Here is a 23471-nt window from a genome sequence, read left to right as displayed (position 1 = left end):
CTCCGACCTAGCAAGCTGCACCCTAAATCCGATCCTGCAGCGCCGCCATGACCTTCTCGGCGACAAGCCCAGACACCCGCCCGTTCGACTCCACCGTATTGCCGGCGATATGCGGCGTCAGGATCAGGTTGGGCGCGCCGGCAAAAACCTTGGCGGCGTCCTTGCCGAGCGGCTCCTGCTCGTAGACGTCGATCGCGGCGCCGCCGAGCTTGCCGGCCTTCAGCGCCTTGACCAGCGCCGCCTCGTCCATGATGCCGCCGCGCGCGGTGTTGATCAGGATCGCGTCCGGCTTCATCCGGGCGAAGGCTTTCGCATCGATCATGCCGCGGGTTTCCGAGGTCAGCGGGACATGCAGGCTGATGACGTCAGCCTTGGCCAGCAACTCGTCGAGTTCCAGCCGCCGCACGCCGCTCCAGGCGGGGTCGTCTACGGCCAAGCGCGGATGGTAGGCCGCCACTTCCATGCCGATGGCTCGGGCATGGCGGGCGACGTCGCGGGCGATCGAGCCGAAGCCGACGAGGCCCATCAGCTTGCCGGCGATCTCGCGGCCGATCAGCTTCGTCTTGGGGAATTCGCCGGCGACCATCGCGGCATTGGCGAAATAGGCGCCGCGCAGCAGGGTCATCGTCGTGCCGATGACATACTCGACAACGGAGAGGCTGTTGGCGCCTGTCGCGGGAAAGACGCGGATGCCGCGGGCGGCGCAGACTTCCATGTCGAGATTGTCGAGGCCGACGCCGAGGCGGCCGATGACCTTGAGGCGCTTCGCCGCTTCCAGAACCTTACCACGCACCTGCGTCTGGTTGCGCACGATCACGGCCGGGACATCGGCGAAGAGCCGCGCCATCTCGTCGGGATTGGCATAGAGCTCGGGATCGTAATGGACCGCGAAGCGCGCCTTGAGATTGGCGATCGCCGTGTCGTCCATGAATTCGGTAATGACGATATCGGTCATGATCTCCCCCGCAGCCTTCTGTCGGGCTTTCAGCCGAGCAGCACAAGGCCGCCGGTGACGATAACGAGGATCGTCAGGGTCGTGCCGGTGACGAGCGCGAGATGGCGCCAGCCGAGCCGCGCCATCGCCGCCATGGAGGTGCCGAGCCCCAGCGCCGCGATGGCGATGAGCAGGCCCCAGCGCGAGGCTTCGAGCAGGGCGTCGCGGATCGGCTGATAGGTCGGCGTCAGGGCCGGCACGAGCGCGAGCAGGCTGTTGAGCACGCAGAGCGCCAGGAAGACGATGGCGAAGACCGGCACCGGAACCTTGGCCTTGGAGAGCTCGCTGTTGTCGCGCACCAGCCACCAGCCGACGATCAGCACCGCGGGCAGCAGCAGGAAGACGCGGAACAGCTTCACGATCACCGCGGCATTGGCGACCTCGTCCGAGACTGACTGGCCGGCACCCACCACCTGCGCCACATCATGGATCGTGCCGCCAAGCATGATGCCGGTCTGCTGCGGCGAGAAGCCGAGCCAGGTGCAGATCAACGGATAGGCCAGCATCGCGATGGTGGCGAAGACGTTCATCGCGATGACGGTGAAGGCGACGTCGGCAGCCTTGTTGCGATAGTCCGGCACCACGGTGGCCGTGGCCAGCGCGGCCGAGGCGCCGCAGACGGCGGTGGCCACACCGGCGAGCGCGCCCATGCCCGCCTCGCGGCCGAGCATCCGCGCCAGCGCGAAGCCGACGACGACGGTGATCACCATCGATCCGACCACCAGCAGCGCGGTCGAGACGCCGAGCGCGGCGATATCGCCGAGCGCGATGCGCAGGCCGAGCAGCGCGATCGCCCAGCGCAGCAGCTTCTTGACGCAGAAGGTCATGCCAGGCGCGAAGCGCTTCGTGTTTGCCACCGGATGCAGCAGCATGCCGATGACCAGCGCGATGACGATGGCGGGGATGCCGATGCGCCCGCCGGCCGCCGCCTTGAGGACCGGTTCCAGCAGGGCGGAAGCGATGGCGACCACGGCGGAGAGCAGAATGCCCGGCAGGAGCGGGCCGAGGGAGCCCGCCTTGCGGGACGCAGCGATGTCGGTCATGGGGCAGTGCTGACGATGAAACGAAGGCGTTGATCGGGGCTGTAGAGCGGCGCGACGAAGGTTTCGATCAATCGCCCGCCATTCTTCTCGATGATGCGGCGCGAGGCATGGTTGGTCGCGTCGCAGGTGATGGTGATCTCGGCCAGGCCGGCCTCGTGCGCCACGCCCAGCATCGCTGCGAGCGCGGCAGTGGCGTAGCCGTGACCTTCGAAGGCCGGCAGGATGGTGTAGCCGACATGGCCGAGCACATGTTCCGGGAGGGCCAGGATCGGGCGGCCATCCTTCTCCTGCCAGCGCAGGTTGATCGAGCCGATGAAGGGCCGCTCCGGGCGGTCCTCGGCGAAGATCCAGCGCGTCGGCCCGGGAATGCGATCGACCTCGCGGCCATCGGGCAGCTTCACCCGGCCAGGGCCACCGCGTGTCTCGGCAAGGAAGGCATCCGGATCGGCGGCGATGGCGGCGAGCTGCTCGGGCGCGACATTGCGCGTCGTGTTCGGCGACCAGCCGCCGCGCAAGGCGGCCTCATAGGCGCCGAGCAGGGCCTTGTCGGGAACTTGCAGCGAGATCCGCGCCGGCACGGGAAATATCCTTCTACGCGGCGGCGCCGCTCCAAGCCGGCGCATATAGCCTGATAGCCGGCGATGCGCGATGACTTCCGCGCTACAGCTGCCGGGAACCCGCCATTCGCCGGGCGCATCGGAGAATGTATTGCTCGCGACGCTGGCCGGCGCGTGATACCGCCATGCCATGACCAGCGCCGTCGTTCCGCTCGAAGCCTTTATCGACCTGCCGGCGCATGCGCGGCTGCTTGGGCTCGACCTTGGCAGCAAGACGATCGGGCTCGCGCTTTCGGATCTCGAACGGCAGATCGCGTCGCCGCTGGAAACGATCCAGCGCGTCAAGTTCGGGCTCGATGCGGCAGCGCTGCTGAAGATCGCCGGGAAGCATCAGGTCGCCGGGCTGGTGATCGGCCTGCCACTCAACATGGATGGCACCGAGGGCCCGCGCGTGCAGTCGACACGCGCCTTCGTGCGCAATCTCATCCCCCTCACCGATCTGCCGATCGTGTTCTGGGACGAGCGGATGTCGACGCTCGCGGTGACGCGCACCCTGCTCGACGCCGACGCCTCGCGCGCCAAGCGCGCCGCCGTCGTCGACAAGATGGCGGCGGCCTACATCCTGCAGGGCGCGCTCGACCGGCTGGGCCGGCTCGGGCCGCAGGACGACGAGGACCAATACGACTGAGGGCCGCCCGCCGGATGGCGAGCGGCCCTCATGAAAGCCTTCGCTGCCAGCCTCAGGCCGGTCAGTTGAAGATCTGGCCGCGCTTGATCGCCCGCTTCTGCGCCTCGCGCTCGTTCTTCACGGCGCGCTTCTGCTCTTCGATGCTCATCCCGGCCATCGGATTCCGGGAGCGCTGGCCGTATCCGGGGCCGCGGCCATCATCACGACCAAAACTATCGCGGGAGCCGTAACGGGAACCGCGGTCATCGCCACGCCAGGAATCGCGGCGTCCGTCATCCCGGCGGTCGTAGCCACGGCGCTCGACCCCATTGCCTGAGCGGCGTTCGTCACCATAGCCCTGCCCGCCGTAATACTGCGCAACCGCCGGCTGGGCAAAGGCCCAGGCCAGCGCGATCAGGCCAAGGCCTGCCATTCCTGCTCGTCGAAGCGACTTCATGGTGGCGATCCCCCGTCAACAAACTCAAGACGCTTCATAGAACGTCGAAACCTAAAAGATGAGCTTACAAGCAAGGCCCGCGTGGATTGCGCGGGCCTTGCAAGCCAAAGCGTCAGCTGCCCTCAGCGATATTCGCGATAGTGGCGGAAGTCGTAGGGGGCGTAGCCGTAAGGCGCGTAGTAACGGCGCGGGGCCACGTAGACCGGCGCCGGCTCATAATAATCATCCTCGTAATAGCTCGGCGCCGCATAGGCGCGGTTCTGAGCCGCGATAGCCGCCGCACCCAGGATACCGAGGCCGATGGCGCCAGCGACCGCCGCGCCGCGGGACGGGCCGCGCCAGTTGCCACGATAGCCGTGACGGTAGCGATACTGCGAGTATTCGACCTGGGCCTTGTCGAGTCGCGTCGCGTCGAAGCCACGCGTCTGCGCCATGGCGGGAACCGCGAAGCTTCCGGCGGCGATACTGGCCACGGCCAGCGCAACAGCGGCTTTTTTCTTCAGAGACATCATGGCGGCATCTCCTTTCGCGAGATAACCCAAAGTTGAAGCCAGCATCGGGCAATCCGGTTGAATGGGACCTGAACCAATCGCGGCAGCATTGCGGCAGGGACAGGGCTGACCTTCTCCCGCGCCCTTGCCGACCACGAAACGGCATGACAGGGACAGGGCAGTTCATCAGTAAAACGGCCGCCCGGCTTCATTGTTCCGCTCGGGCTTCCCGCCTGCCCTCCCTCCCGGCCCCTCCATGCTCGACAGCCTGATCGCCGTCTTCCTCGTCATCGCGACAGGCTGGTTCCTGAAGGAGCGCGGCATCGTCTCGCCGGCACATTGGGTCGGCGTCGAGCGCCTGACCTATCAGGTGCTGTTCCCGGCTGTGGTGATCCATACGCTTGCCATGGCCGACCTGCGCAGCATGCCGGTGCTGGGCATGGGGTCCAGCCTCGTGCTCGCCATCCTCAGCGTCGCCGCCCTGCTCCTGCTCGCACGCCCGCTGCTGGTACGCGCCGGCATCGACGGGCCGGCCTTCACCTCGATCTTCCAGGGATCGGTGCGCTGGAACACCTTCGTGGGCCTCGCGCTTGCCGCCGGCCTGCAGGGCCGCACCGGTACGACGCTGATGGCGATCGCCGTCGCCTCGATGATCCCCCTGCTCAACATCATGTGCGTTTTCGTGCTCGCCCGTTTCGCGAGCGGCAAGCCGATGAGCCTCGGCGCGACGATCCGCTCGATCCTCTACAATCCCTTCATCTGGTCCTCGGCCGTCGGTCTGGCGCTGAACCAGCTCCAGTGGATGCTGCCCAGCGCCTTCACCAGCTATCTCGACGTGCTCGGCCGCGCCTCGCTCGGCATCGGCCTGCTCGTGGTCGGCTCGGCGCTCGATCTCAAGCGGCTGGCGCGGCCCCGGCTCGCCCATGCCGTGGCGGTCTGCCTGAAGCTCGCGGTGATGCCTGTGCTCGCCTGGCTCTATGCCGGCTGGTTCGGCGTCACCGGCCCGGCCCTGGCGATGACGGTGGTCGCGGCAGCCGTCCCGACAGCGACCGCCGCCTATTTCCTGGCGCGCGACCTGGGGGGCGACGCGCCCCTGATGGCCGAAATCACGACGTTGCAGACCCTGCTGGCCCTGGCGACGATCCCGGCCGCTGTCATCCTTCTGGCCTAATGTACTTGTGCTTGAAATTCATTCATAATTGCAATCTACAATTGCATATCCGTTAGGGAATCGCAGCCCAGCGGACGAGTTGGTCCCCGATTATGCGAGGGAATCCATTCGCCATGAAGCACAAAGTATCCAAGCTGGTCTCGCTTGAATCCATCGCGAGCGAGGGCGACGACGACGAAATCCCCATGCGCCCGATGTCGCCGCTGGAAGCCGCTTCCTTCATCGAAGGAATGGCAGCCGAATTGCGCGCCATGGCCCGCAACACCAAGCTCAGCGCGCTCAGCTATTTTCTGGAAATGGCCCGGATCGAAGCCTCCGCCGAAGTCGAGCGGCTGGCATCCCCGAGCAACGAACGTCACTGAGCGCCGGTGAATTTCTCACGGTGCGGGGCGCGACAGCGTTCCGCCGGGATGGCGCCGTATTGCGCCCGTGAGTTCCAGCTCGACCAGGACATGGCCGACCTCGCCGGCGGCAAGCCCGCTGGCACGGACAAGATCATCCAGTGCGATCGGCGTCGGCCCGAGAAGATCGAGCACGCGACGGCCGGGATCGTGAGAGACCGTTCCAGACGATGAAGAAGGCTCCAGTTCGAAGCCATCTTCATGCCGGGCATAGGCGGGGGCTCGCTCGATTTCAGGCAGGTCGAGTTCGTCCCACATCGCCTCGGCTGCCGGCTGGCCGGCGCCTTCGCGCATCAGACGCGGCGGCAGCGACAGGTCGAGTTCGCGCTGCCGCAGGGGCTGCAGCGCCTCGATGACATGCGCCGCCTCGGCGCAGAGCGTTGCGCCTTCGCGAATGAGGTGATTGCCGCCTTCGGCGCGCGGTTCGAGCGGCGAGCCGGGCACGGCGAAGACCAGCCTCCCCTGCTCGTTGGCGAAGCGCGCGGTGATCAGCGAGCCCGAGCGGCGCGCCGCCTCGACCACGACCGTACCGAGCGACAGCCCCGAGACGAGACGGTTGCGGCGGGGGAAATCGCGCGCCCGAGCGACCCAGCCGAGCGGCATCTCGCTGACCACCGCGCCGCGCTCCGTGATACGGCGAGCGAGCGGGATGTTCTGCGGCGGGTAGATCTCGTCCAGCCCGCCGGCGAGGACGGCGACGGTGCCGGTTTCCAGGCTCGCTTCATGGGCGGCGGTGTCGATGCCGCGCGCAAGCCCCGAGACCACCGTGAAATCAGCCTCGCCTAGTTCCCGGGCAAGCCGCGCGGTGAATTTCATGCCCGCCGCGGAGGCATTGCGTGAACCCACGAGCGCCACGCCCGGTCGTTGCAGCACCTCGGCATGTCCGAGCACGGCGAGCAGGGGCGGAGCCGAATCGATCGCCTGCAGCGGCACGGGATACTCAGCCTCGCCGAGCGCGACGAAGCGGCCGCCGAGGCGCGACAGGCCGTCGAACTCGCGCTCAGCCTCAGCCGCCGGGCAGATGCGGATGTCACGCCCCGCTTGCCGGGTGAGGTCCGGCAATGCGTCGAGCGCCGCAGCAGCGCCGCCGAAACGGTTCATCAGGGAGCGGAAGCTGCGCGGGCCGATGCTCTCGCTGCGGATCAACCGCAACCAATCGAGACGCTGGCGATCGGAGAGGACGATCCCAGCCATGTCCCTGTCAGCCCTTCTGGCCGATCTTGCCTTCGCGCCCGGCGAGCAGCCGGGCGATGTTCTCCCGGTGCATGATCCAGAGCAGGACGGTGAGCCCTGCCATGACGAGCGCGGCCTTCGGCATGCCGGCCCAGAACCAGAGCAGGAGCGGCGTCAGCACGCTGGCGACCAGCGCCGCGAGCGAGGAATACCGGAACAGATAGGCCAGGCTCAGCCAGATCGCGGCGAAGACCAGCGCGATCGAGGCCTTCACGCCGATCAGCACGCCGATATAGGTCGCGACGCCCTTGCCGCCCTTGAAGCCGAGCCAGACCGGGAAGAGATGGCCGAGAAACGCGCCGACGCCCGACGCCAGCGCAGCCTCAGGGCCACCGAGGAAGCGCGCGCCGACGAGGACCGCGACCGTGCCCTTCAGCATGTCGCCGACGAGGGTCGCCGCCGCGAGCTTCTTGTTGCCGGTACGCAGGACGTTGGTCGCGCCGATATTGCCCGAGCCGATGCTGCGCAGGTCAGGCCCGCCGGCAAGCTTGGTCAGGATGATGCCGAAGGGGATCGATCCAAAGAGATAGCCGACGACGAGGGCGATCAGCGTGGCGGGGCCGGAGAGGCCCCAATTCAACGTCTCAGCCATTCAACCCCTCGCCCGGTTCAGCGCAGCCACGATAGAACCCGCCGTCGCGAATAGAAAGTGCGCCGTCATCCCGGACAAGCGGCAAAGCCGCGCCGATCCGGGATCCGTTCCGGAGCGTCCCCGGGAAAGGTTCAGGCATGGATCCCGGGTCTCCGCTTCGCTCCGCCCGGGATGACCCTCGGGGGCATATTGGAGAACTCAGCCCGGCTCGGCTTCGTAGACTACCCGGCCGCCGACGAAGGTTGCGGCGACGATGCCTTCGAGCCGCGCCTCGTCGAAGGGCGAGTTCTTGGCGCGGGACTTGAGCTTGCGCTTGTCGACGACGAAGGGCGCCTCGGGATCGAAGAGCACGAGATCGGCGGGCGCGCCGACCGCGAGCCTGCCGGCGGACAAGCCGATCAGCGCGGCCGGCCGCGCCGAGAGCGCGGCGAGCAATCGCGGCAGATCGATCTGCCCGGCCTGAACCATGCGCTGGGCGGCCGAGAGCATCGTCTCGATGCCGAGCGCGCCATCGGCGCATTCGGAGAAGGGCTGGCGCTTGGTCTCGACGTCCTGCGGATCGTGGTCGGAAACGACGACGTCGATCACGCCTTCGGCGAGCGCCGCGACCATGGCGAGGCGGTCATCCTCATGGCGCAAAGGCGGCGTGACCTTGCAGAAGGTGCGGTACTCGCCGACGTCGTTCTCGTTGAGGGTCAGGTTGTTGATCGAGACGCCGCAGGTGACGCGCACGCCGTCCTGCTTGGCGCGGCGCACGATCTCGACCGATTCGGCGCAGGAGATCATCGCGGCATGATACCGGGCGCCGGTTGCGCGGGCGAGGCGGATGTCCCGCTCCAGCATCACGGTCTCAGCTTCGATCGGAATGCCCGGCAGGCCCTTGCGGCTGGCGAATTCGCCATCGTTCATCACACCGGAGCCGCGCAGGTCGGGGTCCTCGACATGGTTCATGATGAGGGCGTCGAAATTGCGCGCATAGATCATGGCGCGGCGCATGACCTGCGGATTGCGCAGGCCCTTGGCGCCATCGCAGAAGGAGACCGCCCCGGCTTCGAGCAGCAGGCCGAACTCGGTGATCTCCTTGCCTTCCAGCCCCTTGGTCAGGGCGGCGCAGGAGAGCACGTTGACGACAGCCTTGTCGCGGGCGCGGCGCTTGACGAAATCGATGATCGCGGGATCGTCGATCACCGGATTGGTGTCCGGGCGGCAGACCACCGTGGTGACGCCGCCGGCGGCGGCAGCCTGCGAGCCGGTGCCGAGCGTCTCGCGGAATTCGGCGCCGGGCTCACCGAGGAAGGCGCGCAGGTCGACAAGGCCGGGCGTCAGGACCTGGCCCTTGGCATCGATGCGGCGCACGCCCTCGCCCGTGGCGGGCGCGCCCTGCCATTCGACCGCGGCGATGGCGCCGTCGCGAATGAGGATGGAGCCCGCGCCCTCGCGACCCGTCGCGGGATCGATCAGGCGTGCGTTGACGATTGCGATGTCCTGCGTGTCAGCCATGTTCGGTCTCTTTACGCTCAGACATTCGGCAGGTGCTGGGCCAGCGCGTCGAGCACCGCCATGCGGACAGCGACGCCCATCTCGACCTGCTCGCGGATCAGCGACTGGGCACCGTCGGCGACGGCCGAGGAAATCTCGACGCCCCGGTTCATCGGCCCCGGATGCATCACCAGCGCGTCAGCTTGAGCGCGCGCCAGCTTCTCCTGGTCGAGCCCGTAATAGCGGAAATACTCCTTCGCTGACGGCACGAAGGCGCCGTTCATGCGCTCGAGCTGAAGGCGCAGCATCATGACGATGTCGGCGCCTTCCAGCCCCTTGTTCATGTCGGTGAAGATATCGACGCCCATGCGCTCGATGCCGGGCGGCAGCAGCGTCGTCGGCGCGATCAATCGGACCTTCGCGCCGAGCGCGTTCAGCAGGATGATGTTGGAGCGGGCGACGCGCGAATGCAGGATGTCGCCGCAGATCGCGACCGTGAGCCCCTGGATGCGGCCCTTGTTGCGGCGAATCGTCAGCGCGTCGAGCAGGGCTTGCGTCGGATGCTCATGGGCGCCGTCGCCGGCATTGATCACCGAGCAGCCGACCTTGCGGGCGAGCAGATTGACCGCGCCGGCCGCATGATGTCGCACGACGATAATGTCGGGGCGCATCGCGCTCAACGTCGCGGCGGTGTCGATCAGCGTCTCGCCCTTCTTCACCGAGGAGAAGGCGACGGACATGTTCATCACGTCGGCGCCAAGTCGCTTTCCGGCGAGCTCGAAGGACGCTTGCGTCCGGGTCGAGGGCTCGAAGAAAAGGTTGATCTGGGTACGACCGCGCAGGGCCGTCGTCTTCTTCTCGACCTGCCGGGAGAGGGAAACGTAGTCCTCCGCCCTGTCCAAGAGCGCTTCGATGTCCAGATGGGACAACCCCTCGATCCCGAGGAGATGGCGGTGCGGATAGAGCGGTGCTGGCGATGTCATTTGAAGCAGGCTGTTTAGGCGCGAGTCGCTGATGGCGCAAGCGGCCCCGAACCGGGAGGGCGCATGTCCTGTGGGTCGTGGAGCTTTTGGGAAAACGACGCTACCAATCGGGTTTTCCGCTGTGCGTGAGGATGCCGCCTTGTCCAGCCCTACCGATGCCTTCGTTCCCGCCGCCGATGGCGCCCTCTGGCAGACGATCGCGCCGGCCAAGGCCGGCTTCGACGCGGAGAGGCTGAAGGCAGCGGTCGATTTCGCCCGCGAGCAGGAGAGCCCCTGGCCGCGCAGCCTGTACTATCCGGACGGCAGCTATGTCGGGAATGTCGAGTGGAACGAGCGCGGCCCCTGGACCGAGATCGTCGGCCCGGTGCGCGAGCGCGGCGGCCCGGCCGGTCTCATCCTGAAGGGCGGATGCATCGTCGCCGAATGGGGCGACACCGCCCGCACCGACATGACCTTCTCGATCGCCAAGAGCTATCTCGCGGTGCTCGCCGGTATCGCCTTCGACGACGGGCTGATCAAGGATGTGGACGATGCCGTCGGCAAGACGGTCACCGGCCCGGTCTTCGCCGGCGCGCATAACGGCCAGATCACCTGGCGCCACCTGCTGCAGCAGTCGAGCGAATGGCAGGGCGAGATCTTCGGCAAGTCCGATCAGGTCGACCATAACCGCCAGATCGGCCCCGGCGCCGACAACAGCCGCAAGGGCCAGCGCCGCGAACTCAAGACGCCCGGCACCTTCTACGAATATAACGACGTGCGGGTGAACGTGCTCTCCTACGCGCTGCTCGAACGCTTCCGCCGGCCGCTGCCGGAGGTTCTGCGCGAGCGGGTGATGGACCCGATCGGCGCCTCGGCGGACTGGGAATGGCAGGGCTACTCTTCTTCCTTCACGGAGATCGACGGGCGCTCGATCCAGTCGGTGCCCGGCGGCGGCCATTGGGGTGGCGGGCTGTTCATCGGCGCGCGCGACCATGCCCGCTTCGGCCTGCTGATCGGCCGGCAGGGCGACTGGGGCGGCCGGCAGATCCTGTCGCGCGACTGGGTCAAGCGCATGCTGACGCCCTCGCCCACCCTGACGAATTACGGCTATCTCTGGTGGCTGGCAGCACGCCCGGGCGTGCCGGCCTCGTCCTTCTCGGCGCTCGGCGCCGGCAGCAACGTGATCTGGGTCAACCCGGAGCAGGACGTCGTCGCGGTGCTGCGCTGGATCAACGGCGCCCAGACCGACGCCTTCATCGACCGACTGGTGGCGGCGCGGGCCTGAGGCCCCGCTTGCAAAGCCGGCGATCGCCCCCATGTCTCACCGCTGCATCAGCGGGCCGGCGATCGTCGTCATCATCCATTCGGGGTTTGACAGAGCCGGCGCGCTGAACCACTTTCGCGCGCAAATCCGAACCGCAGCGGTCTTGCGGGTCGCGGAACCGTCCGTCAGGGCTGGTTCCGCGCTCTGATCAAGGCTGTCATCGAGACACGAAAATCATGAAGCTCCTCGTCGTCGAGTCGCCGGCCAAGGCCAAGACGATCAACAAATACCTGGGCTCCGATTACGAGGTCATCGCCTCGTTCGGGCATATTCGCGACCTGCCGGCCAAGGACGGCTCGGTCGAGCCCGACAACGACTTCTCGATGAAATGGGAGATCGAGGGCCGCGGCGCCAAGCAGGTCGCCGAGATCGCGCGCGCCGTCAAAGGCGCCGAGAAGCTCATCCTCGCAACCGACCCGGATCGCGAGGGAGAGGCGATCTCCTGGCATGTGCTGGAGGCGCTGAACCAGAAGAAGGTGCTGAAGGGCATTCCCGTCGAGCGCGTCACCTTCAACGCGGTGACCAAGGACGCCGTGCAGAAGGCGCTGGCCAATCCGCGCGCGATCGACCAGGCGCTGGTCGATGCCTATCTGGCGCGCCGCGCACTCGACTATCTCGTCGGCTTCACGCTCTCGCCAGTGCTGTGGCGCAAGCTCCCGGGCGCCCGCTCGGCCGGCCGCGTGCAGTCGGTGGCGCTGCGCCTCGTTTGCGACCGCGAGCGCGAGATCGAGGCCTTCCGCGCCCGCGAATACTGGTCGCTGGTCGCGACGCTCGCGACCACGTCCGGCCAGACCTTCGAGGCCCGCCTCGTCGGCGCCGACGGCAAGAAGATCGCCCGGCTCGATATCGGCAACGAAGAGGAAGCCAAGGCCTTCAAGGCGGCGTTGGAAACCGCGCTCTTCACCGTCAGCGAGGTCGAGGCCAAGCCGGTCAAGCGTCATCCGCAGCCGCCTTTCCAGACCTCGACGCTGCAGCAGGAAGCCTCGCGCAAGCTCGGCCTCGCCCCGGCCCGGACGATGCAGCTCGCGCAGCGTCTGTATGAAGGCGTCGATATCGGCGGCGAGACCGTCGGCCTCATCACCTATATGCGTACCGACGGCGTCGACATGGACGGCTCGGCCATCGCAGCGGCGCGCAACGTCATCGGCAAGGAATTCGGCTCGAAATACGTGCCGAACGCGCCGCGTAAATACATGGTCAAGGCCAAGAACGCGCAGGAGGCCCACGAAGCCATCCGCCCGACCGATCTCGCAAGGCTGCCGGCCATGGTCGCGCGCCAGCTCGAGCCGGAGCAGGCCAAGCTCTACGAACTGATCTGGAAGCGCACCATCGCGAGCCAGATGGAATCGGCCGAAATGGAGCGCACCACGGTCGATATCGCGGCCAAGGTGGGCGCCCGCCATCTCGACCTGCGCGCCTCCGGCCAGGTCGTGCTCTTCGACGGCTTCCTGACGCTCTATCAGGAGAGCCGCGACGACGAGGAAGACGAGGACTCCAAGAAACTGCCGGCGATGAAGGCAGGCGACAAGCTGGAGAAGCGCGACATCGCCGCCGACCAGCACTTCACCGAGCCGCCGCCACGCTTCTCGGAAGCGAGCCTCGTCAAGCGCATGGAAGAGCTCGGCATCGGCCGGCCCTCGACCTATGCCGCGACGCTCTCGACGCTGCGCGACCGCGAATATGTCCGCATCGAGAAGAAGCGCCTCATGCCCGAGGACAAGGGCATGCTGGTCACGGCGTTCCTGGAGAGCTTCTTCAAGCGCTATGTCGAGTTCGACTTCACCGCGAATCTCGAAGAGAATCTCGACCGCGTCTCCAATGCCGAGATCGACTGGAAGGCGCTGCTGCGCGCGTTCTGGGACGAATTCCAGGCCTCGATCGGCGAGACCAAGGACTTGCGCGTCGGCGACGTGCTGGAGGCGCTCAACGGCATCCTCGGCGACTATATCTTCCCGAAGAAGGCCGATGGCTCCGATCCGCGGGTGTGCCCGACCTGCGGCAACGGCCAGCTCTCGCTGAAGCTCGGCAAGTTCGGCGCCTTCGTCGGTTGCTCGAACTATCCGGAATGCCGCTATACGCGCCCCCTCTCCGTCCCCGCCGCCGATGGCGAGGCTTCGGCCGAGGGCGGCCAGGGCGCGCCGGGCGTGCGCATCCTCGGCACCGATCCGGTGACGAATCTCGAAGTCACGCTGCGCGACGGCCGCTTCGGCCCCTATATCCAGCTCGGCGAAGGCGAGAAGCCCAAGCGCTCCAGCCTGCCGAAGGGCATGAGCCCGGCAAGCGTGACGCTGGAGAAGGCGCTGGCGCTGCTCTCGCTGCCGCGCGAAGTGGCGCGGCATCCGGAAAGCGGCGAGCCGATCCTCGTCGGCATCGGGCGCTTCGGGCCTTACGTCCAGCACGGCAAGGTCTACGCCAATATCGACAAGGACGACGACGTGCTCGAACTCGGCGCCAACCGCGCCATCGACCTGATCGTCGCCAAGGAGAGCGGCGGCGGACGCGGCGGCAGGGCTGCAACTCCCGGGCGCGCACTCGGCGACCACCCCGCCGGCGGCGCTCTGGAGGTCAAGGCCGGCAAGTACGGCCCCTATGTCGCCTGGGGCAAGATCTTCGCGACCCTGCCCAAGACGATGACAGCCGAGAGCATCACGCTGGAGCAGGCGATCGAGCTGGCGAACGCCAAGGCCGAGGCAAAGGGCGGCAAGGGCAAGCCGAAGGCCGCTGCCGGCGCAGCCAAGGCCAAGGCGCCGGCGAAGAAGCCTGCAGCGAAGAAGGCCCCCGCCAAGAAGGCGGCCGAGGCCGAACCGGCCGCGAAGAAGGCGCCGAAGGCCGCGCGCGGCTGACGGTGCTGCTCCTTCACGGAGAGGCCTGAATGCGGCTCGCGAGCTGGCTCCTGATCGGAGGCGGGGCAGTCCTCTGCCTCGTCGCCTTCGCGGGCTGGGTCGGGCTCAATCTCTTCGCCTGCGGCCTAGCCTCGGGCGGCTGCAGCTTCTCCCGGTTCCGCTTTCGCTGGGAGGATACCGAAGCCCTCATGGTCTTCGTCCCGCCCTTCGCGTTGGGCTGCGTCCTGACCGCAGTCGGGATCGTGCTGCGGATGGCCAGCCATCAGAAGCCGCGATGAGGCCTACGACTGGATCGCCTTGATCACGCTCCTTGTCATTCCGGGGCGCGCCAAAGGCGCGAACCCGGAACCCACGACTTGGTGGAACATCAGGTGTTCGGTTGCGAGCGGCCCGCCCGGTCGTGGGTTCCGGGTTCTTCGCTACGCGAAGCCCCGGAATGACAAAGGGGTTCGCTCGACGTCACGCGACAGAGTGCCAAAAGCGCCTCGCCCAACGACTTGAGCTCAGAGGCTCGCGACCACCCTGATCCGCTTGACCTCGCCGCGCAGGAAGGCCTGCAGGAAGCGATCGTAATCCTTGAACGAGATGCAGCCATTCGAGTCGCCGCGCGGCCCGAGCAGGTAGGTATGCGCCAGCAGGCCGGCGCGGCCATGGATCGCGCTGCTGCCGCCGACGGGGTTGAGCCGGATCGCGCGAACGCCGTGGAACAGCGCCTCGCGCTCGGTCAGGGTGTACATATGCGGCGGGGTGACGCCCTTCATCCGGACATGGGCGTAACGGACATCGTCCATCATCTCGCCGAAGCCGGAATGAGCCTCCAGCCGCTCGCCATTAGGCATATAGACCATCTTGGCCGCGATATCGTAGATCGCGGTGCCGGCCTCAGCGGTGCGCGGCGGCGTGCCGGCCGAGGGGCTCAAGCGCGTGATGCGGCCGCGGTCGATGATGTCGTCCTGCGGCGCGGCATAGGCGAGGACGGTCCCAGCCGGTTCGGCCTGTTTCTGCACGCCGAAGAGCTTCTCGAAGAAGTTGCGGTTGTCCTCGGGCGTCGGGGCTGCGGACGCGGTGCGGTTGCGGCGCGGCGTCGTCGGCTGCGCGACGCGCGGCTGAAGCTGCTGCGGCTGCTGGGGATCGGCCTTCGGCAGCAGGTCGAGCGGACGCGGCACCGGCAGGGGCGCGACCTTCTCCGCGAGCGTGACCGGCGGCTGCGGCGGCAGCGGCAAGGCAGGCTCGGCGGCCGCGAGGGAGGATGGCGACGGAGCCGCCGGCTGGAAGGCGGAACGGACGGGCGCGCCCTGCACGAAGCTCGAGCCCTTGCCATCCGACAGACCGGGATTCAGCAGGCCGCTGTAGCCCGGCGCCTGCTGGGCGACGCGGCTGGCCGATGCCTTGCGGGCATTCGCGGAAGAGGCGTTGTTGGCGTCCGTACCCGGAGCGCCCTGCCCCAGCATCCAGAAGCCGGACATCGCGCCGCCGCTCAGTGCAAGCGCGAGCAGGAAACCCTTCAGGAAAGGCCGGCGGCGACGACGGGGCCGCACATAAGGCGCGCCACCTTCCCGGACATAGGTCGCATAGGTCATCCGCCGCACTCTCGATACGCTTACGCCACGCCCGGCAGCCGCAGACACAGCTTCGCAGCACGCGCTCCAACCGAAGGAAGCGCGATGCACGTCGCGAGATGGCCGAGCATGCCGGGAGAACCCAAATTCGTTCCGCTTCGATAAGGCGCTGTCTTGGTTAATCGCCGGTGAACCGCATCGATAAATTTTCGCGATTCGCTCGCAGCGGAACGTGGCTTCGGCGCGGGTCTGCCTGACCATCAAAAGGGGGCGCGATCGAGTCCGGAGAGTGGAGGAAGAAAGACGAAGTTTTTTCGCTCCCTGCCCCGATTGGCCCATCTTTTCCGGCGAGGCTGCAATTCCAGCCCATTTTTCCCAAACCGGCCGTCGAATCGGATATGTCGCAAGCATCGCAACCGCAGGAGTTGCAGCCGCCGGAATCGCAGGATTCCGGCGCGCCTGCGCCGGAGGCCGGGACCGCCGTGAGCCAGCCAGCCGAGCCGAGGACCAGCTCCGTCGCAGCACTCGGCGCGATCGTCAGCGGCGCGCTGATCCTGCAGATCGCCTCGACCATCGTGAACACGGTCGTGCCGCTTAAGATGGCGCTGGAGCAGAAGGCGCCATTGCTGATCGGCCTCGTCGGCTCGGCCTATTCCGTCGGCTTCCTCGCCGGCTGCTTCGTGATCCCCGCCTTCATCCGCCGCGTCGGGCATATCCGCGCCTTCGGGGTGTTCGCCGCCCTGCAGGCGGTGTTCACCATCAGCTTCGCGCTCACATCGCTCGATTTCTGGGGCATCTCGCGGCTCGGCATGGGCTTTGCCGGCGCCGGCCACGCGATCTGCATCGAGAGCTGGATCAGCGGCCAGGCCAAGGCCGGCCAGCGCGGGCGCCTGTTCGGCTTCTACCAGATCCTCAACCGCCTCGCGCTGATCGGCTCGCAGATCGGCGTTGGCTATGTCTCGCTGCAGTCGCACGACATCTTCCTGCTGGCGAGCGCGACCTTCTCGATCGCGCTGATCCCGGTCGGCATGACCCGCGCCAAGGGCCCTGAATCGGGCGAGGTCGTCTCGGTGCGCCTCAACACGATGTGGCAATACGCACCGGCCTCCGTCATCGGCTGCCTCTATGTCGGCCTGATGGGCGGCGCCCTGACCAACGTCGCCCCGGCTTATGGCATCCTGATCGGGCTCGACCAGGCCTGGGCGATCCTGCTCACCGCCGGCATCCAGATCGGCGCGCTGGTGCTGCAATGGCCGCTCGGCCTGCTGGCGGACCGGGTCGAAAGCCGCAAGATCATGCTGAGCGCCACGGTCTCGGTCGTGCTCTGCACGCTGGCACTCGCGGCCGTGTTCTGGTTCGCCCTGCCGCATGCCCGCTTCTGGATGTTCGGGCTTTTTGCGCTGATCGGCGCGGGCTCGATGCCGATCTACACGGTCGCCGTCGCGCATGCCTATTTCCGGCTCGGCCGCGAGCGCGCTCTCGGCCTCTCCGCGCAACTGCTCTTCCTCTGGGCGGTGGGCTCGGCGATCGGCCCGCTGGTCTCCGCCGCCTTCATGCAGGCGGTCGGGCCGAACGGGCTGCTCGCCTATCTGGGCCTGCTCTCGGCGGCAGCGGCGGGCTATCTCGCCTTCCGCCTGCGGCGCAACCCGCCCTCGGCCAATCCGTTCGGCGAGCGCAAGCCGGCGCCGCCAACCATCCCCGACGTCTCGCCCTCGGGGCGCCGGAGCCACGCCGAAGGGAAATAGGCCGCCGCCTATTTTCCCACCGCGTGGCGGCTCGGCTTGGCCTTGAGCTTGAGCTCTTCCAGGTCCTGCCGCTCGCGCGGCGTGTTGCGCATGAGCTGGTCCTTGCCGGGTCCGTACTGCACCGGCTGGTCGGTATCGACGCCGTACCAAGCCGCGGCACGCAGCACGAAGGACGGATCGGCCAGATGCGGCCGCCCAAGCGCCACCAGATCGGCGCGGCCGGCGGCGATGATCGTATTGACCTGATCGGCCGTGGTGATGTTGCCGACGCACATGGTCGCGACCTCGGCCTCGTTGCGGATGCGGTCCGAGAACGGCGTCTGGAACATGCGGCCGTACATGGGACGCGATTCCCGCGCGGTCTGGCCGGTCGAGACGTCGACGAGGTCGCAGCCCTCAGTGGCGAAGGCCTCGGCGATGGCGACGGAATCGGCTGCCGAGAGGCCACCCTCGGCCCAATCGGTGGCGGAGATGCGCACCGACATCGGCTTCTCGCGCGGCCAGGCTTCACGCAGCGCCCGGAAGACCTCCAGCGGATAGCGCAGGCGGTTCTCGACCGAGCCGCCATAGTCGTCCGTGCGCTTGTTGGTCAGCGGCGAGAGGAAGCTCGCCAGCAGATAGCCATGGGCGCAGTGCAGCTCCAGCATGTCGAAACCGGCGCGCTCGCCGCGTTCGGCTGACGCGACGAACTCGCCCTTGACCCGGTCCATGTCGGCGCGGGTCATCTCGCGCGGCACCTGGCTTTCCGGATAGTAGGGCAGCGGCGAAGCCGAGACGATCGGCCATGCCCCCTCCGACAGCGGCCGGTCCATGCCCTCCCACATCAGCCTGGTCGCGCCCTTGCGGCCGGCATGACCGAGCTGGAGGCAGATCTTGGCGGCGGAATTTGCATGGACGAAGCCGACGATCCGCTTCCAGGCGGCTTCCTGCTCGTCGTTCCACAGGCCGGTGCAGCCGGGAGTGATACGGGCATCGGCCGCGACGCAGGTCATCTCGGTGAAGATCAGGCCGGGGCCGCCGATGGCGCGCGAGCCGTAATGCATCAGGTGCCAATCATCAGGCAGGCCGTCCTCGGCCGAATACTGGCACATCGGCGAGAGCGTCATGCGGTTCTCGACCCGCATCTGGCGCAATTTGAACGGCTGGAAGGCCGGTGGGACCGGCGAGCCATCCTTGCGCCGCTTCGCCAGATCGCCGAGTCCGCCGGCGACGAGCTTGTCGACGGCTTCGACCATCTCCGGCGCCCGCAGCGCCAGATTGTCGTAGGTGATCGCCTTGGAGCGGGTCATCAGGCCGAAGGCGAAGCGCAGGGGCTCGAAATCCCAGAAGCGCTTCAGTTCCTCGAACCAGACCAGCGAGACATCGGCCGCATGCTGGGTCTTTTCGACCTCCTCGCGGCGCTGCGTCTCGAACAGCTTCAGGCCGGCCGCAACATCGAGCTTCGCCTGCCCCATCGCCTTGTGCAGGGCGATGGCGTCCTCCATCGCGAGCTTGGTGCCGGAGCCGATCGAGAAATGCGCTGTCGCCTTGGCGTCACCGATCAGCACGACGTTGTCGACCACCCAGTTGCGGCAACGGATCATCGGGAAATTGCGCCAGAGCGAGCGGTTGGTGATGAGCCTGTGGCCCTGTAGTTCCTCGGCGAAGACGCCTTCGAGGAAGGTCGCCGACTGGGCTTCGTCCATCGCGCCGAGGCCCGCCTTCGCGAAGGTCTCGGGGTCGGTTTCCAGCACCCAGGTCGAGCGGCCGGCCTCGTACTGGTAGCAATGGGCGATGAAGACGCCGTGCTCCGTCTCCTTGAAGAAGAAGGTGAAGGCGTCGAAGGGGCGGGTCGAGCCCATCCAGGTGAAATGGTTCGGGCGCAGGTCGGTCTGCGGCTGGAAGCGCTCGCGCCAGTTCTCGCGGATGCGGCTGTTGATGCCGTCGGCGCCGACGACGAGGTCGTAATCGCGCTTCAGCGTCTCGGCATCGGCGACCTCGCTGCCGAAATGCAGGTTGACGCCAAGCTCGCGAGCCCTCGCCTGCACCAGCATCAGGAGCGAACGGCGCGAACAGCCGCAGAAGCCGTTGCCGGGCACGCGGTAGCTGTCGCCCTTGAAATGGATCTCGATATCGTCCCAGTAGGCGAAATTGTCGCGGATCGCGGCATAGCTCTCAGCATCCGCCGCCCTGAAGGTGTCGAGCGTCTGGTCGGAGAAGACGACGCCGAAGCCGAAGGTATCGTCCGGCTGGTTGCGCTCGAAGACATCGACCGTCAGCTCCGGCCAGTCCCGCTTCATCAGCAGCGCGAAATAGAGCCCCGCCGGCCCTCCGCCCACGACCGCGATACGCATCGACGCCTCCATCAGGGAGCCGGCCGACCCGGCTTGAGAAATTATTTTAAACCTAAAATGTTTTCGAGCTCAAGAGGCTTCTGCAGTGTTTCGGACCGGAGAGTACGCGCGGGAGATCACAAACCACCGCGTAGATAGTCATTTTGCGTTGCGGGATGCCCTCGCCTCGCCACTGCCATCAGGCCGCTTGCAAATTCCTTCAGACTTAAAATATATTCGCACTCGGAGGTCGAGCGGCCATGACACTGCAGGGACAGCGTGCACTGGTAACGGGTGGCGGACGCGGCCTCGGCCGGGCCATCGCCGCCGCGCTGACGGCGGCCGGAGCCCGCGTCAGCATCCTCGGACGCGACGAGGCCACTTTGAAAGAGGCGGTCTCCACAGGCGTTGCGGCCGACTACGCGGCTTGTGACGTGCGCGACGAAGCTTCGGTTCTCGCAGCGCTGGGGCAGCTCTCGCGTGAACCTGCCTTCGACATCGCGATCGCCAATGCCGGCGCGGTCGAGACCGGGCCGTTCATGCGCAGCGACAACGAGCGCTTCCGCCGCATGCTCGACATCAACCTGATCGGCACGGTGAACCTGTTCCACGCTGCGCTGCCGGCCATGCTGGAGCGCCGCCGCGGCCGCCTGATCGCCATCGCCTCGACCGCCGGGCACCGCGGCTACCCCTATGTCAGCGCCTATGTGGCGGCGAAGCATGCCGTGGTCGGGCTGGTGAAGTCGCTGGCGCTGGAGACGGCGCGCTCCGGCGTCACGGTCAACGCCGTCTGCCCGGGCTATGCCGATACCGACATGGCGACCGCAGGCATCGACAATGTCGCCAACAAGACCGGCAAAAGCCGCGAGGACGCGCTGGCGGCCATGATCAAGGACAATCCGCAGGGACGGCTGATCGCGCCGGAAGAGGTCGCGGCCGCCGTGCTTTATCTCTGCGGGCCGGGCAGCGATGCCGTCACCGGCCAGTCGCTGCTCGTCAATGGCGGGGAGTTCTGAGATGGAGACGCCCTCCTCTTCCCTGATCCTCGACCGCGAAACCAAGGCCAGCGAGCGCCCCGGCGACCACAAGGACGAACTGCGCCTCTGGCTGCGGATGCTGACCTGCTCGACCCTGATCGAGACCGAGATCCGCAATCGGCTGCGCGAGGAATTCAAGACGACGCTGCCGCGCTTCGACCTGATGGCGCAGCTCGACAAGAGCGTGGTCGGCATGACCGTCGGCGAGGTCTCGCAGCGCCTGATGGTCTCGAACGGCAATGTCACCGCGGTCGTGGCGGGGCTCGTGACCGACGGGTTCGTCGACAAGCGCTCGGCCCCGCAGGACCGGCGCGTGCAGATCCTCACGCTGACGGCACAGGGCCGCAAGGCGTTCAAGATCATGGCCGAGCGCCATGAGGACTGGATCGCCGAACTGTTCGCCGGGCTCGACCAGCCCGCCATCGCGCAGCTTTTCCGGCTGCTCGGAGAGACCAAGACCTCGCTGCATCGCGCCATCGCGGGGCGGGCCGACGAGGCCGCCAAGGGAGACGCCTGATGGCAGAGATCGCCAACGCCACGACCCTGCCGCTCGCGGGCTTCAAGCCGGAGCATTTCAGCCTGTCGGTCTCGGGCAAGGTCGCGACCGTGACGCTGAATAGGCCTGAGAAAAAGAATCCGCTGACCTTCGCAAGCTACCGCGAACTCACGGATTTCTTCCTCGCCGCGCAGAAGGATGAAGACGTCAAGGCGATCGTCGTCACCGGTGCCGGCGGCAATTTCTCCTCGGGCGGCGACGTCTTCGAGATCATCGGGCCGCTGGTCGCGATGGAGACCAAGGACCTGCTCAAGTTCACCCGGATGACGGGCGAGCTGGTCAAGGCTATGCGGGCCTGCCCGCAGCCGATCGTCGCCGCAATCGACGGCGTCTGCGCCGGCGCCGGTGCGATCGTCGCCATGTCCTCCGACCTGCGGCTCGGCACGGCCGGAGCTAAGATCGCCTTCCTGTTCAACCGCGTCGGGCTCGCCGGCTGCGACATGGGCGCCTGCGCCATGCTGCCGCGCATCATCGGCCAGGGTCGCGCTGCCGAGCTGCTCTATACCGGCCGCGTGCTCAAGGGCGAGGAAGCCGAGCGCTGGGGCTTCCTCAACCGCATCTGCGCGCCGGAGGCCGTGCTGTCGGAGGCGCAGACGCTCGCCACCGAACTCGCCGATGGCCCAACCTTCGCCAACGCCATGACCAAGCGCATGCTCGAAATGGAATGGGCGATGTCGGTCGAGAGCGCGATCGAGGCCGAGGCCGTGGCTCAGGCTCTGTGCATGCAGACCGAGGACTTTTCCCGCGCCTATCATGCCTTCGCCAACAAGCAGAAGCCGGTCTTCGAGGGCAACTGAGATGGGCAGCGCTTCTCCCCTCGGCCTCGACATCCTCAGTGACACGCTGGACTGGCCGTTCTTCGGGGAGAGCCATCGTGCCTTCGCCACGGAGCTCTCCGGCTGGGCCGATTCCTATCTTGCCGACCTGCCGCATGATGATGTCGACGAGGCCTGCCGGGCGCGCGTCGCGGCTTTGGGTGCTGCGGGCTTCCTGAAGGCGACCGTTCCGGCCGCCTATGGCGGGCTCAACGACAAGCTCGATGTGCGCACGCTCTGCCTCGCCCGCGAAATCCTGGCGGCGCATGACGGGCTCGCCGATTTCGCCTTCGCCATGCAGGGGCTCGGCACGGGCTCGATCTCGATCGCCGGCTCGGAGACGATGAAGCGGCGCATCCTGCCGGATGTCGCCGCCGGCAAGCGCATCGCCGCCTTCGCCCTCTCCGAAAAGGAGGCCGGCTCCGACGTCGCCGCCATGGCGACGACCGCTACGCCCGATGGCAACAGCCATGTCCGCATCGACGGCGAGAAGAGCTGGATCTCGAACGGCGGCATCGCCGATCATTACGTCGTCTTCGCCCGCACCGGTGAGGCACCCGGCGCGCGCGGACTTTCCGCCTTCCTGGTCGAGGCCGATACGCCCGGCCTGACCATCGCCGAGCGCATCGAGGTGATCGCGCCGCACCCGCTGGCCACCTTGCGTTTCGAGGGGTGCCGCGTGCCGCTGGAAAACCGCATCGGCGGCCCGGGCGACGGCTTCAAGGTCGCGATGGCGACGCTCGACATCTTCCGCTCCACGGTCGGCGCCGCGGCGCTCGGCTTTGCAAGGCGGGCCCTGCACGAGACACTGGCCCATGCCAACGGCCGCAAGCTCTTCGGCGGCACGCTCGGTGATCTCCAGCTCTCGCAGGCGGCGATCGCCGAGAGCGCGGCGGAGGTCGATGCCGCTGCCCTGCTCGTCTACCGCGCCGCCTGGACCAAGGACCGCGGCGCGGCCCGCGTCACTCGCGAGGCGGCACTGGCGAAACTCGTCGCGACCGAGAACGCCCAGCGCGTGATCGACCGGGCCGTCCAGATCCATGGCGGGCTGGGCGTCACCAAGGGCGTCAAGGTGGAGGAATTGTATCGGGAAATCCGGGCGCTGCGCATCTACGAGGGCGCCTCGGAAGTCCAGAAGGTCGTGATCGCGCGCGACCTGCTCAAGTCACATGCCGGAAGAGCAGATCGTTAGAGGCGGATTCACCGGTCAGGCCGAGGGGACCTGATCGGATC

The 23471-nt window shown here is 67.3% G+C and carries 22 protein-coding genes; 11 read left to right on the top strand and 11 right to left on the bottom strand.

All coding sequences use genetic code 11. The annotated features are described in order from the left end of the window. Window positions 1–22: 22 nt before the first annotated feature. The 3 genes from AC07NY_RS17795 to AC07NY_RS17785 are packed head-to-tail and all read right to left on the bottom strand — an operon-like array spanning window position 23 to window position 2615. Window positions 23–955 (bottom strand): hydroxyacid dehydrogenase, encoded by a 933-nt coding sequence (locus tag AC07NY_RS17795; protein ID WP_494584944.1) that lies wholly within the window; start codon window positions 953–955, stop codon window positions 23–25. Between the two features lie 29 nt (window positions 956–984). After that, complete coding sequence (locus AC07NY_RS17790; protein ID WP_494584942.1) at window positions 985–2037, bottom strand: YeiH family protein; 1053 nt, start codon at window positions 2035–2037, stop codon at window positions 985–987. Then, window positions 2034–2615 carry a GNAT family N-acetyltransferase gene (locus AC07NY_RS17785; protein ID WP_494584941.1) on the bottom strand — a complete coding sequence of 194 codons (582 nt, stop codon included), beginning with the start codon at window positions 2613–2615 and terminating at the stop codon, window positions 2034–2036. The genes AC07NY_RS17790 and AC07NY_RS17785 overlap by 4 nt, the downstream gene beginning before the upstream one ends. A 169-nt stretch (window positions 2616–2784) precedes the next feature. Here AC07NY_RS17785 and ruvX point away from each other — a divergent pair, with 169 nt between their 5' ends. After that, entirely contained in the window at window positions 2785–3282 is a 498-nt protein-coding gene (gene ruvX / locus AC07NY_RS17780; RefSeq protein ID WP_492283635.1) for a Holliday junction resolvase RuvX, read from the top strand. A gap of 61 nt (window positions 3283–3343) precedes the next feature. Here the strand turns inward: ruvX and AC07NY_RS17775 are convergent, their stop codons facing one another. Both AC07NY_RS17775 and AC07NY_RS17770 read right to left on the bottom strand, forming a co-directional pair. Further along, window positions 3344–3694 carry a hypothetical protein gene (locus AC07NY_RS17775; protein ID WP_494584940.1) on the bottom strand — a complete coding sequence of 117 codons (351 nt, stop codon included), beginning with the start codon at window positions 3692–3694 and terminating at the stop codon, window positions 3344–3346. Between the two features lie 146 nt (window positions 3695–3840). Then, entirely contained in the window at window positions 3841–4230 is a 390-nt protein-coding gene (locus tag AC07NY_RS17770; protein WP_494584939.1) for a hypothetical protein, read from the bottom strand. Between the two features lie 235 nt (window positions 4231–4465). On the opposite strand from AC07NY_RS17770, the gene AC07NY_RS17765 reads away from it, so the two are divergent. Further along, window positions 4466–5380 (top strand): AEC family transporter, encoded by a 915-nt coding sequence (locus AC07NY_RS17765; RefSeq protein ID WP_494584938.1) that lies wholly within the window; start codon window positions 4466–4468, stop codon window positions 5378–5380. A gap of 185 nt (window positions 5381–5565) precedes the next feature. After that, complete coding sequence (locus tag AC07NY_RS17760; RefSeq protein ID WP_494584937.1) at window positions 5566–5742, top strand: hypothetical protein; 177 nt, start codon at window positions 5566–5568, stop codon at window positions 5740–5742. A 15-nt stretch (window positions 5743–5757) separates the two neighbouring features. Here the strand turns inward: AC07NY_RS17760 and dprA are convergent, their stop codons facing one another. The 4 genes from dprA to AC07NY_RS17740 all read right to left on the bottom strand — a co-directional run bounded on the left by dprA (window position 5758) and on the right by AC07NY_RS17740 (window position 10068). Next, window positions 5758–6966 (bottom strand): DNA-processing protein DprA, encoded by a 1209-nt coding sequence (gene dprA / locus AC07NY_RS17755; protein WP_494585139.1) that lies wholly within the window; start codon window positions 6964–6966, stop codon window positions 5758–5760. A 16-nt stretch (window positions 6967–6982) separates the two neighbouring features. Then, window positions 6983–7606: a glycerol-3-phosphate 1-O-acyltransferase PlsY gene (gene plsY / locus AC07NY_RS17750; RefSeq protein WP_494584936.1), complete on the bottom strand. Its 624-nt coding sequence runs from the start codon at window positions 7604–7606 to the stop codon at window positions 6983–6985. A 198-nt stretch (window positions 7607–7804) separates the two neighbouring features. Further along, a complete protein-coding gene (pyrC, locus tag AC07NY_RS17745; RefSeq protein WP_492283641.1) occupies window positions 7805–9106 on the bottom strand; it encodes a dihydroorotase in 1302 nt (433 codons plus the stop codon). A gap of 17 nt (window positions 9107–9123) precedes the next feature. Then, the gene (locus AC07NY_RS17740) at window positions 9124–10068 is read right to left on the bottom strand and encodes an aspartate carbamoyltransferase catalytic subunit (RefSeq protein WP_492283642.1); all 945 of its coding nucleotides are present in this window, start codon (window positions 10066–10068) and stop codon (window positions 9124–9126) included. A 139-nt stretch (window positions 10069–10207) separates the two neighbouring features. Between AC07NY_RS17740 and AC07NY_RS17735 the strand changes: the two genes are divergently transcribed. From AC07NY_RS17735 to AC07NY_RS17725, 3 genes are all read left to right on the top strand, one after another. Further along, window positions 10208–11332, top strand: a complete 1125-nt coding sequence (locus AC07NY_RS17735; protein ID WP_494584935.1) for a serine hydrolase domain-containing protein — start codon at window positions 10208–10210, stop codon at window positions 11330–11332. Window positions 11333–11547: 215 nt separating this feature from the next. Further along, entirely contained in the window at window positions 11548–14214 is a 2667-nt protein-coding gene (gene topA / locus AC07NY_RS17730) for a type I DNA topoisomerase (protein WP_494584934.1), read from the top strand. A gap of 29 nt (window positions 14215–14243) precedes the next feature. Beyond that, complete coding sequence (locus AC07NY_RS17725) at window positions 14244–14492, top strand: hypothetical protein (RefSeq protein WP_494584933.1); 249 nt, start codon at window positions 14244–14246, stop codon at window positions 14490–14492. A gap of 225 nt (window positions 14493–14717) precedes the next feature. Here the strand turns inward: AC07NY_RS17725 and AC07NY_RS17720 are convergent, their stop codons facing one another. After that, window positions 14718–15794: a DUF2778 domain-containing protein gene (locus AC07NY_RS17720; protein ID WP_494584932.1), complete on the bottom strand. Its 1077-nt coding sequence runs from the start codon at window positions 15792–15794 to the stop codon at window positions 14718–14720. Window positions 15795–16255: 461 nt separating this feature from the next. On the opposite strand from AC07NY_RS17720, the gene AC07NY_RS17715 reads away from it, so the two are divergent. Continuing rightward, entirely contained in the window at window positions 16256–17518 is a 1263-nt protein-coding gene (locus AC07NY_RS17715; RefSeq protein ID WP_494584931.1) for an MFS transporter, read from the top strand. 8 nt (window positions 17519–17526) lie between these two features. On the opposite strand, the gene AC07NY_RS17710 is transcribed toward AC07NY_RS17715, so the two are convergent. Next, complete coding sequence (locus AC07NY_RS17710) at window positions 17527–19851, bottom strand: bifunctional salicylyl-CoA 5-hydroxylase/oxidoreductase (protein ID WP_494584930.1); 2325 nt, start codon at window positions 19849–19851, stop codon at window positions 17527–17529. A 239-nt stretch (window positions 19852–20090) separates the two neighbouring features. Here AC07NY_RS17710 and AC07NY_RS17705 point away from each other — a divergent pair, with 239 nt between their 5' ends. From AC07NY_RS17705 to AC07NY_RS17690, 4 genes are read left to right on the top strand one after another with little or no spacing between them, the layout of a single operon-like run. After that, window positions 20091–20846 carry an SDR family NAD(P)-dependent oxidoreductase gene (locus AC07NY_RS17705; protein ID WP_494584929.1) on the top strand — a complete coding sequence of 252 codons (756 nt, stop codon included), beginning with the start codon at window positions 20091–20093 and terminating at the stop codon, window positions 20844–20846. A gap of 1 nt (window position 20847) precedes the next feature. Continuing rightward, entirely contained in the window at window positions 20848–21384 is a 537-nt protein-coding gene (locus AC07NY_RS17700; protein WP_492283650.1) for a MarR family winged helix-turn-helix transcriptional regulator, read from the top strand. Continuing rightward, window positions 21384–22220, top strand: coding sequence for an enoyl-CoA hydratase family protein (locus AC07NY_RS17695; protein ID WP_494584928.1), 837 nt, complete (start codon window positions 21384–21386; stop codon window positions 22218–22220). Before AC07NY_RS17700 ends, AC07NY_RS17695 begins: the two co-directional genes overlap by 1 nt. Before the next feature lies 1 nt (window position 22221). Then, entirely contained in the window at window positions 22222–23430 is a 1209-nt protein-coding gene (locus tag AC07NY_RS17690) for an acyl-CoA dehydrogenase family protein (RefSeq protein ID WP_494584927.1), read from the top strand. Window positions 23431–23471 lie beyond the last annotated feature (41 nt).

The sequence above is a fragment of the Allobosea sp. GW821-FHT09G06 genome (assembly GCF_059416005.1).
This window is presented reverse-complemented; position numbering and strand designations above follow the sequence as displayed.

Excerpts from the sequence above, each read along its gene's own strand:
- AC07NY_RS17795 (WP_494584944.1), bottom strand. The coding sequence starts at position 955 with ATGACCGATATCGTCATTACCGAATTCATGGACGACACGGCGATCGCC.
- AC07NY_RS17790 (WP_494584942.1), bottom strand. The coding sequence starts at position 2,037 with ATGACCGACATCGCTGCGTCCCGCAAGGCGGGCTCCCTCGGCCCGCTC.
- ruvX (WP_492283635.1), top strand. The coding sequence starts at position 2,785 with ATGACCAGCGCCGTCGTTCCGCTCGAAGCCTTTATCGACCTGCCGGCG.
- AC07NY_RS17775 (WP_494584940.1), bottom strand. The coding sequence starts at position 3,694 with ATGGCAGGCCTTGGCCTGATCGCGCTGGCCTGGGCCTTTGCCCAGCCG.
- AC07NY_RS17770 (WP_494584939.1), bottom strand. The coding sequence starts at position 4,230 with ATGATGTCTCTGAAGAAAAAAGCCGCTGTTGCGCTGGCCGTGGCCAGT.
- AC07NY_RS17765 (WP_494584938.1), top strand. The coding sequence starts at position 4,466 with ATGCTCGACAGCCTGATCGCCGTCTTCCTCGTCATCGCGACAGGCTGG.
- AC07NY_RS17760 (WP_494584937.1), top strand. The coding sequence starts at position 5,566 with ATGCGCCCGATGTCGCCGCTGGAAGCCGCTTCCTTCATCGAAGGAATG.
- plsY (WP_494584936.1), bottom strand. The coding sequence starts at position 7,606 with ATGGCTGAGACGTTGAATTGGGGCCTCTCCGGCCCCGCCACGCTGATC.
- pyrC (WP_492283641.1), bottom strand. The coding sequence starts at position 9,106 with ATGGCTGACACGCAGGACATCGCAATCGTCAACGCACGCCTGATCGAT.
- AC07NY_RS17740 (WP_492283642.1), bottom strand. The coding sequence starts at position 10,068 with ATGACATCGCCAGCACCGCTCTATCCGCACCGCCATCTCCTCGGGATC.
- topA (WP_494584934.1), top strand. The coding sequence starts at position 11,548 with ATGAAGCTCCTCGTCGTCGAGTCGCCGGCCAAGGCCAAGACGATCAAC.
- AC07NY_RS17725 (WP_494584933.1), top strand. The coding sequence starts at position 14,244 with ATGCGGCTCGCGAGCTGGCTCCTGATCGGAGGCGGGGCAGTCCTCTGC.
- AC07NY_RS17720 (WP_494584932.1), bottom strand. The coding sequence starts at position 15,794 with ATGACCTATGCGACCTATGTCCGGGAAGGTGGCGCGCCTTATGTGCGG.
- AC07NY_RS17710 (WP_494584930.1), bottom strand. The coding sequence starts at position 19,851 with ATGCGTATCGCGGTCGTGGGCGGAGGGCCGGCGGGGCTCTATTTCGCG.
- AC07NY_RS17705 (WP_494584929.1), top strand. The coding sequence starts at position 20,091 with ATGACACTGCAGGGACAGCGTGCACTGGTAACGGGTGGCGGACGCGGC.
- AC07NY_RS17700 (WP_492283650.1), top strand. The coding sequence starts at position 20,848 with ATGGAGACGCCCTCCTCTTCCCTGATCCTCGACCGCGAAACCAAGGCC.
- AC07NY_RS17695 (WP_494584928.1), top strand. The coding sequence starts at position 21,384 with ATGGCAGAGATCGCCAACGCCACGACCCTGCCGCTCGCGGGCTTCAAG.
- AC07NY_RS17690 (WP_494584927.1), top strand. The coding sequence starts at position 22,222 with ATGGGCAGCGCTTCTCCCCTCGGCCTCGACATCCTCAGTGACACGCTG.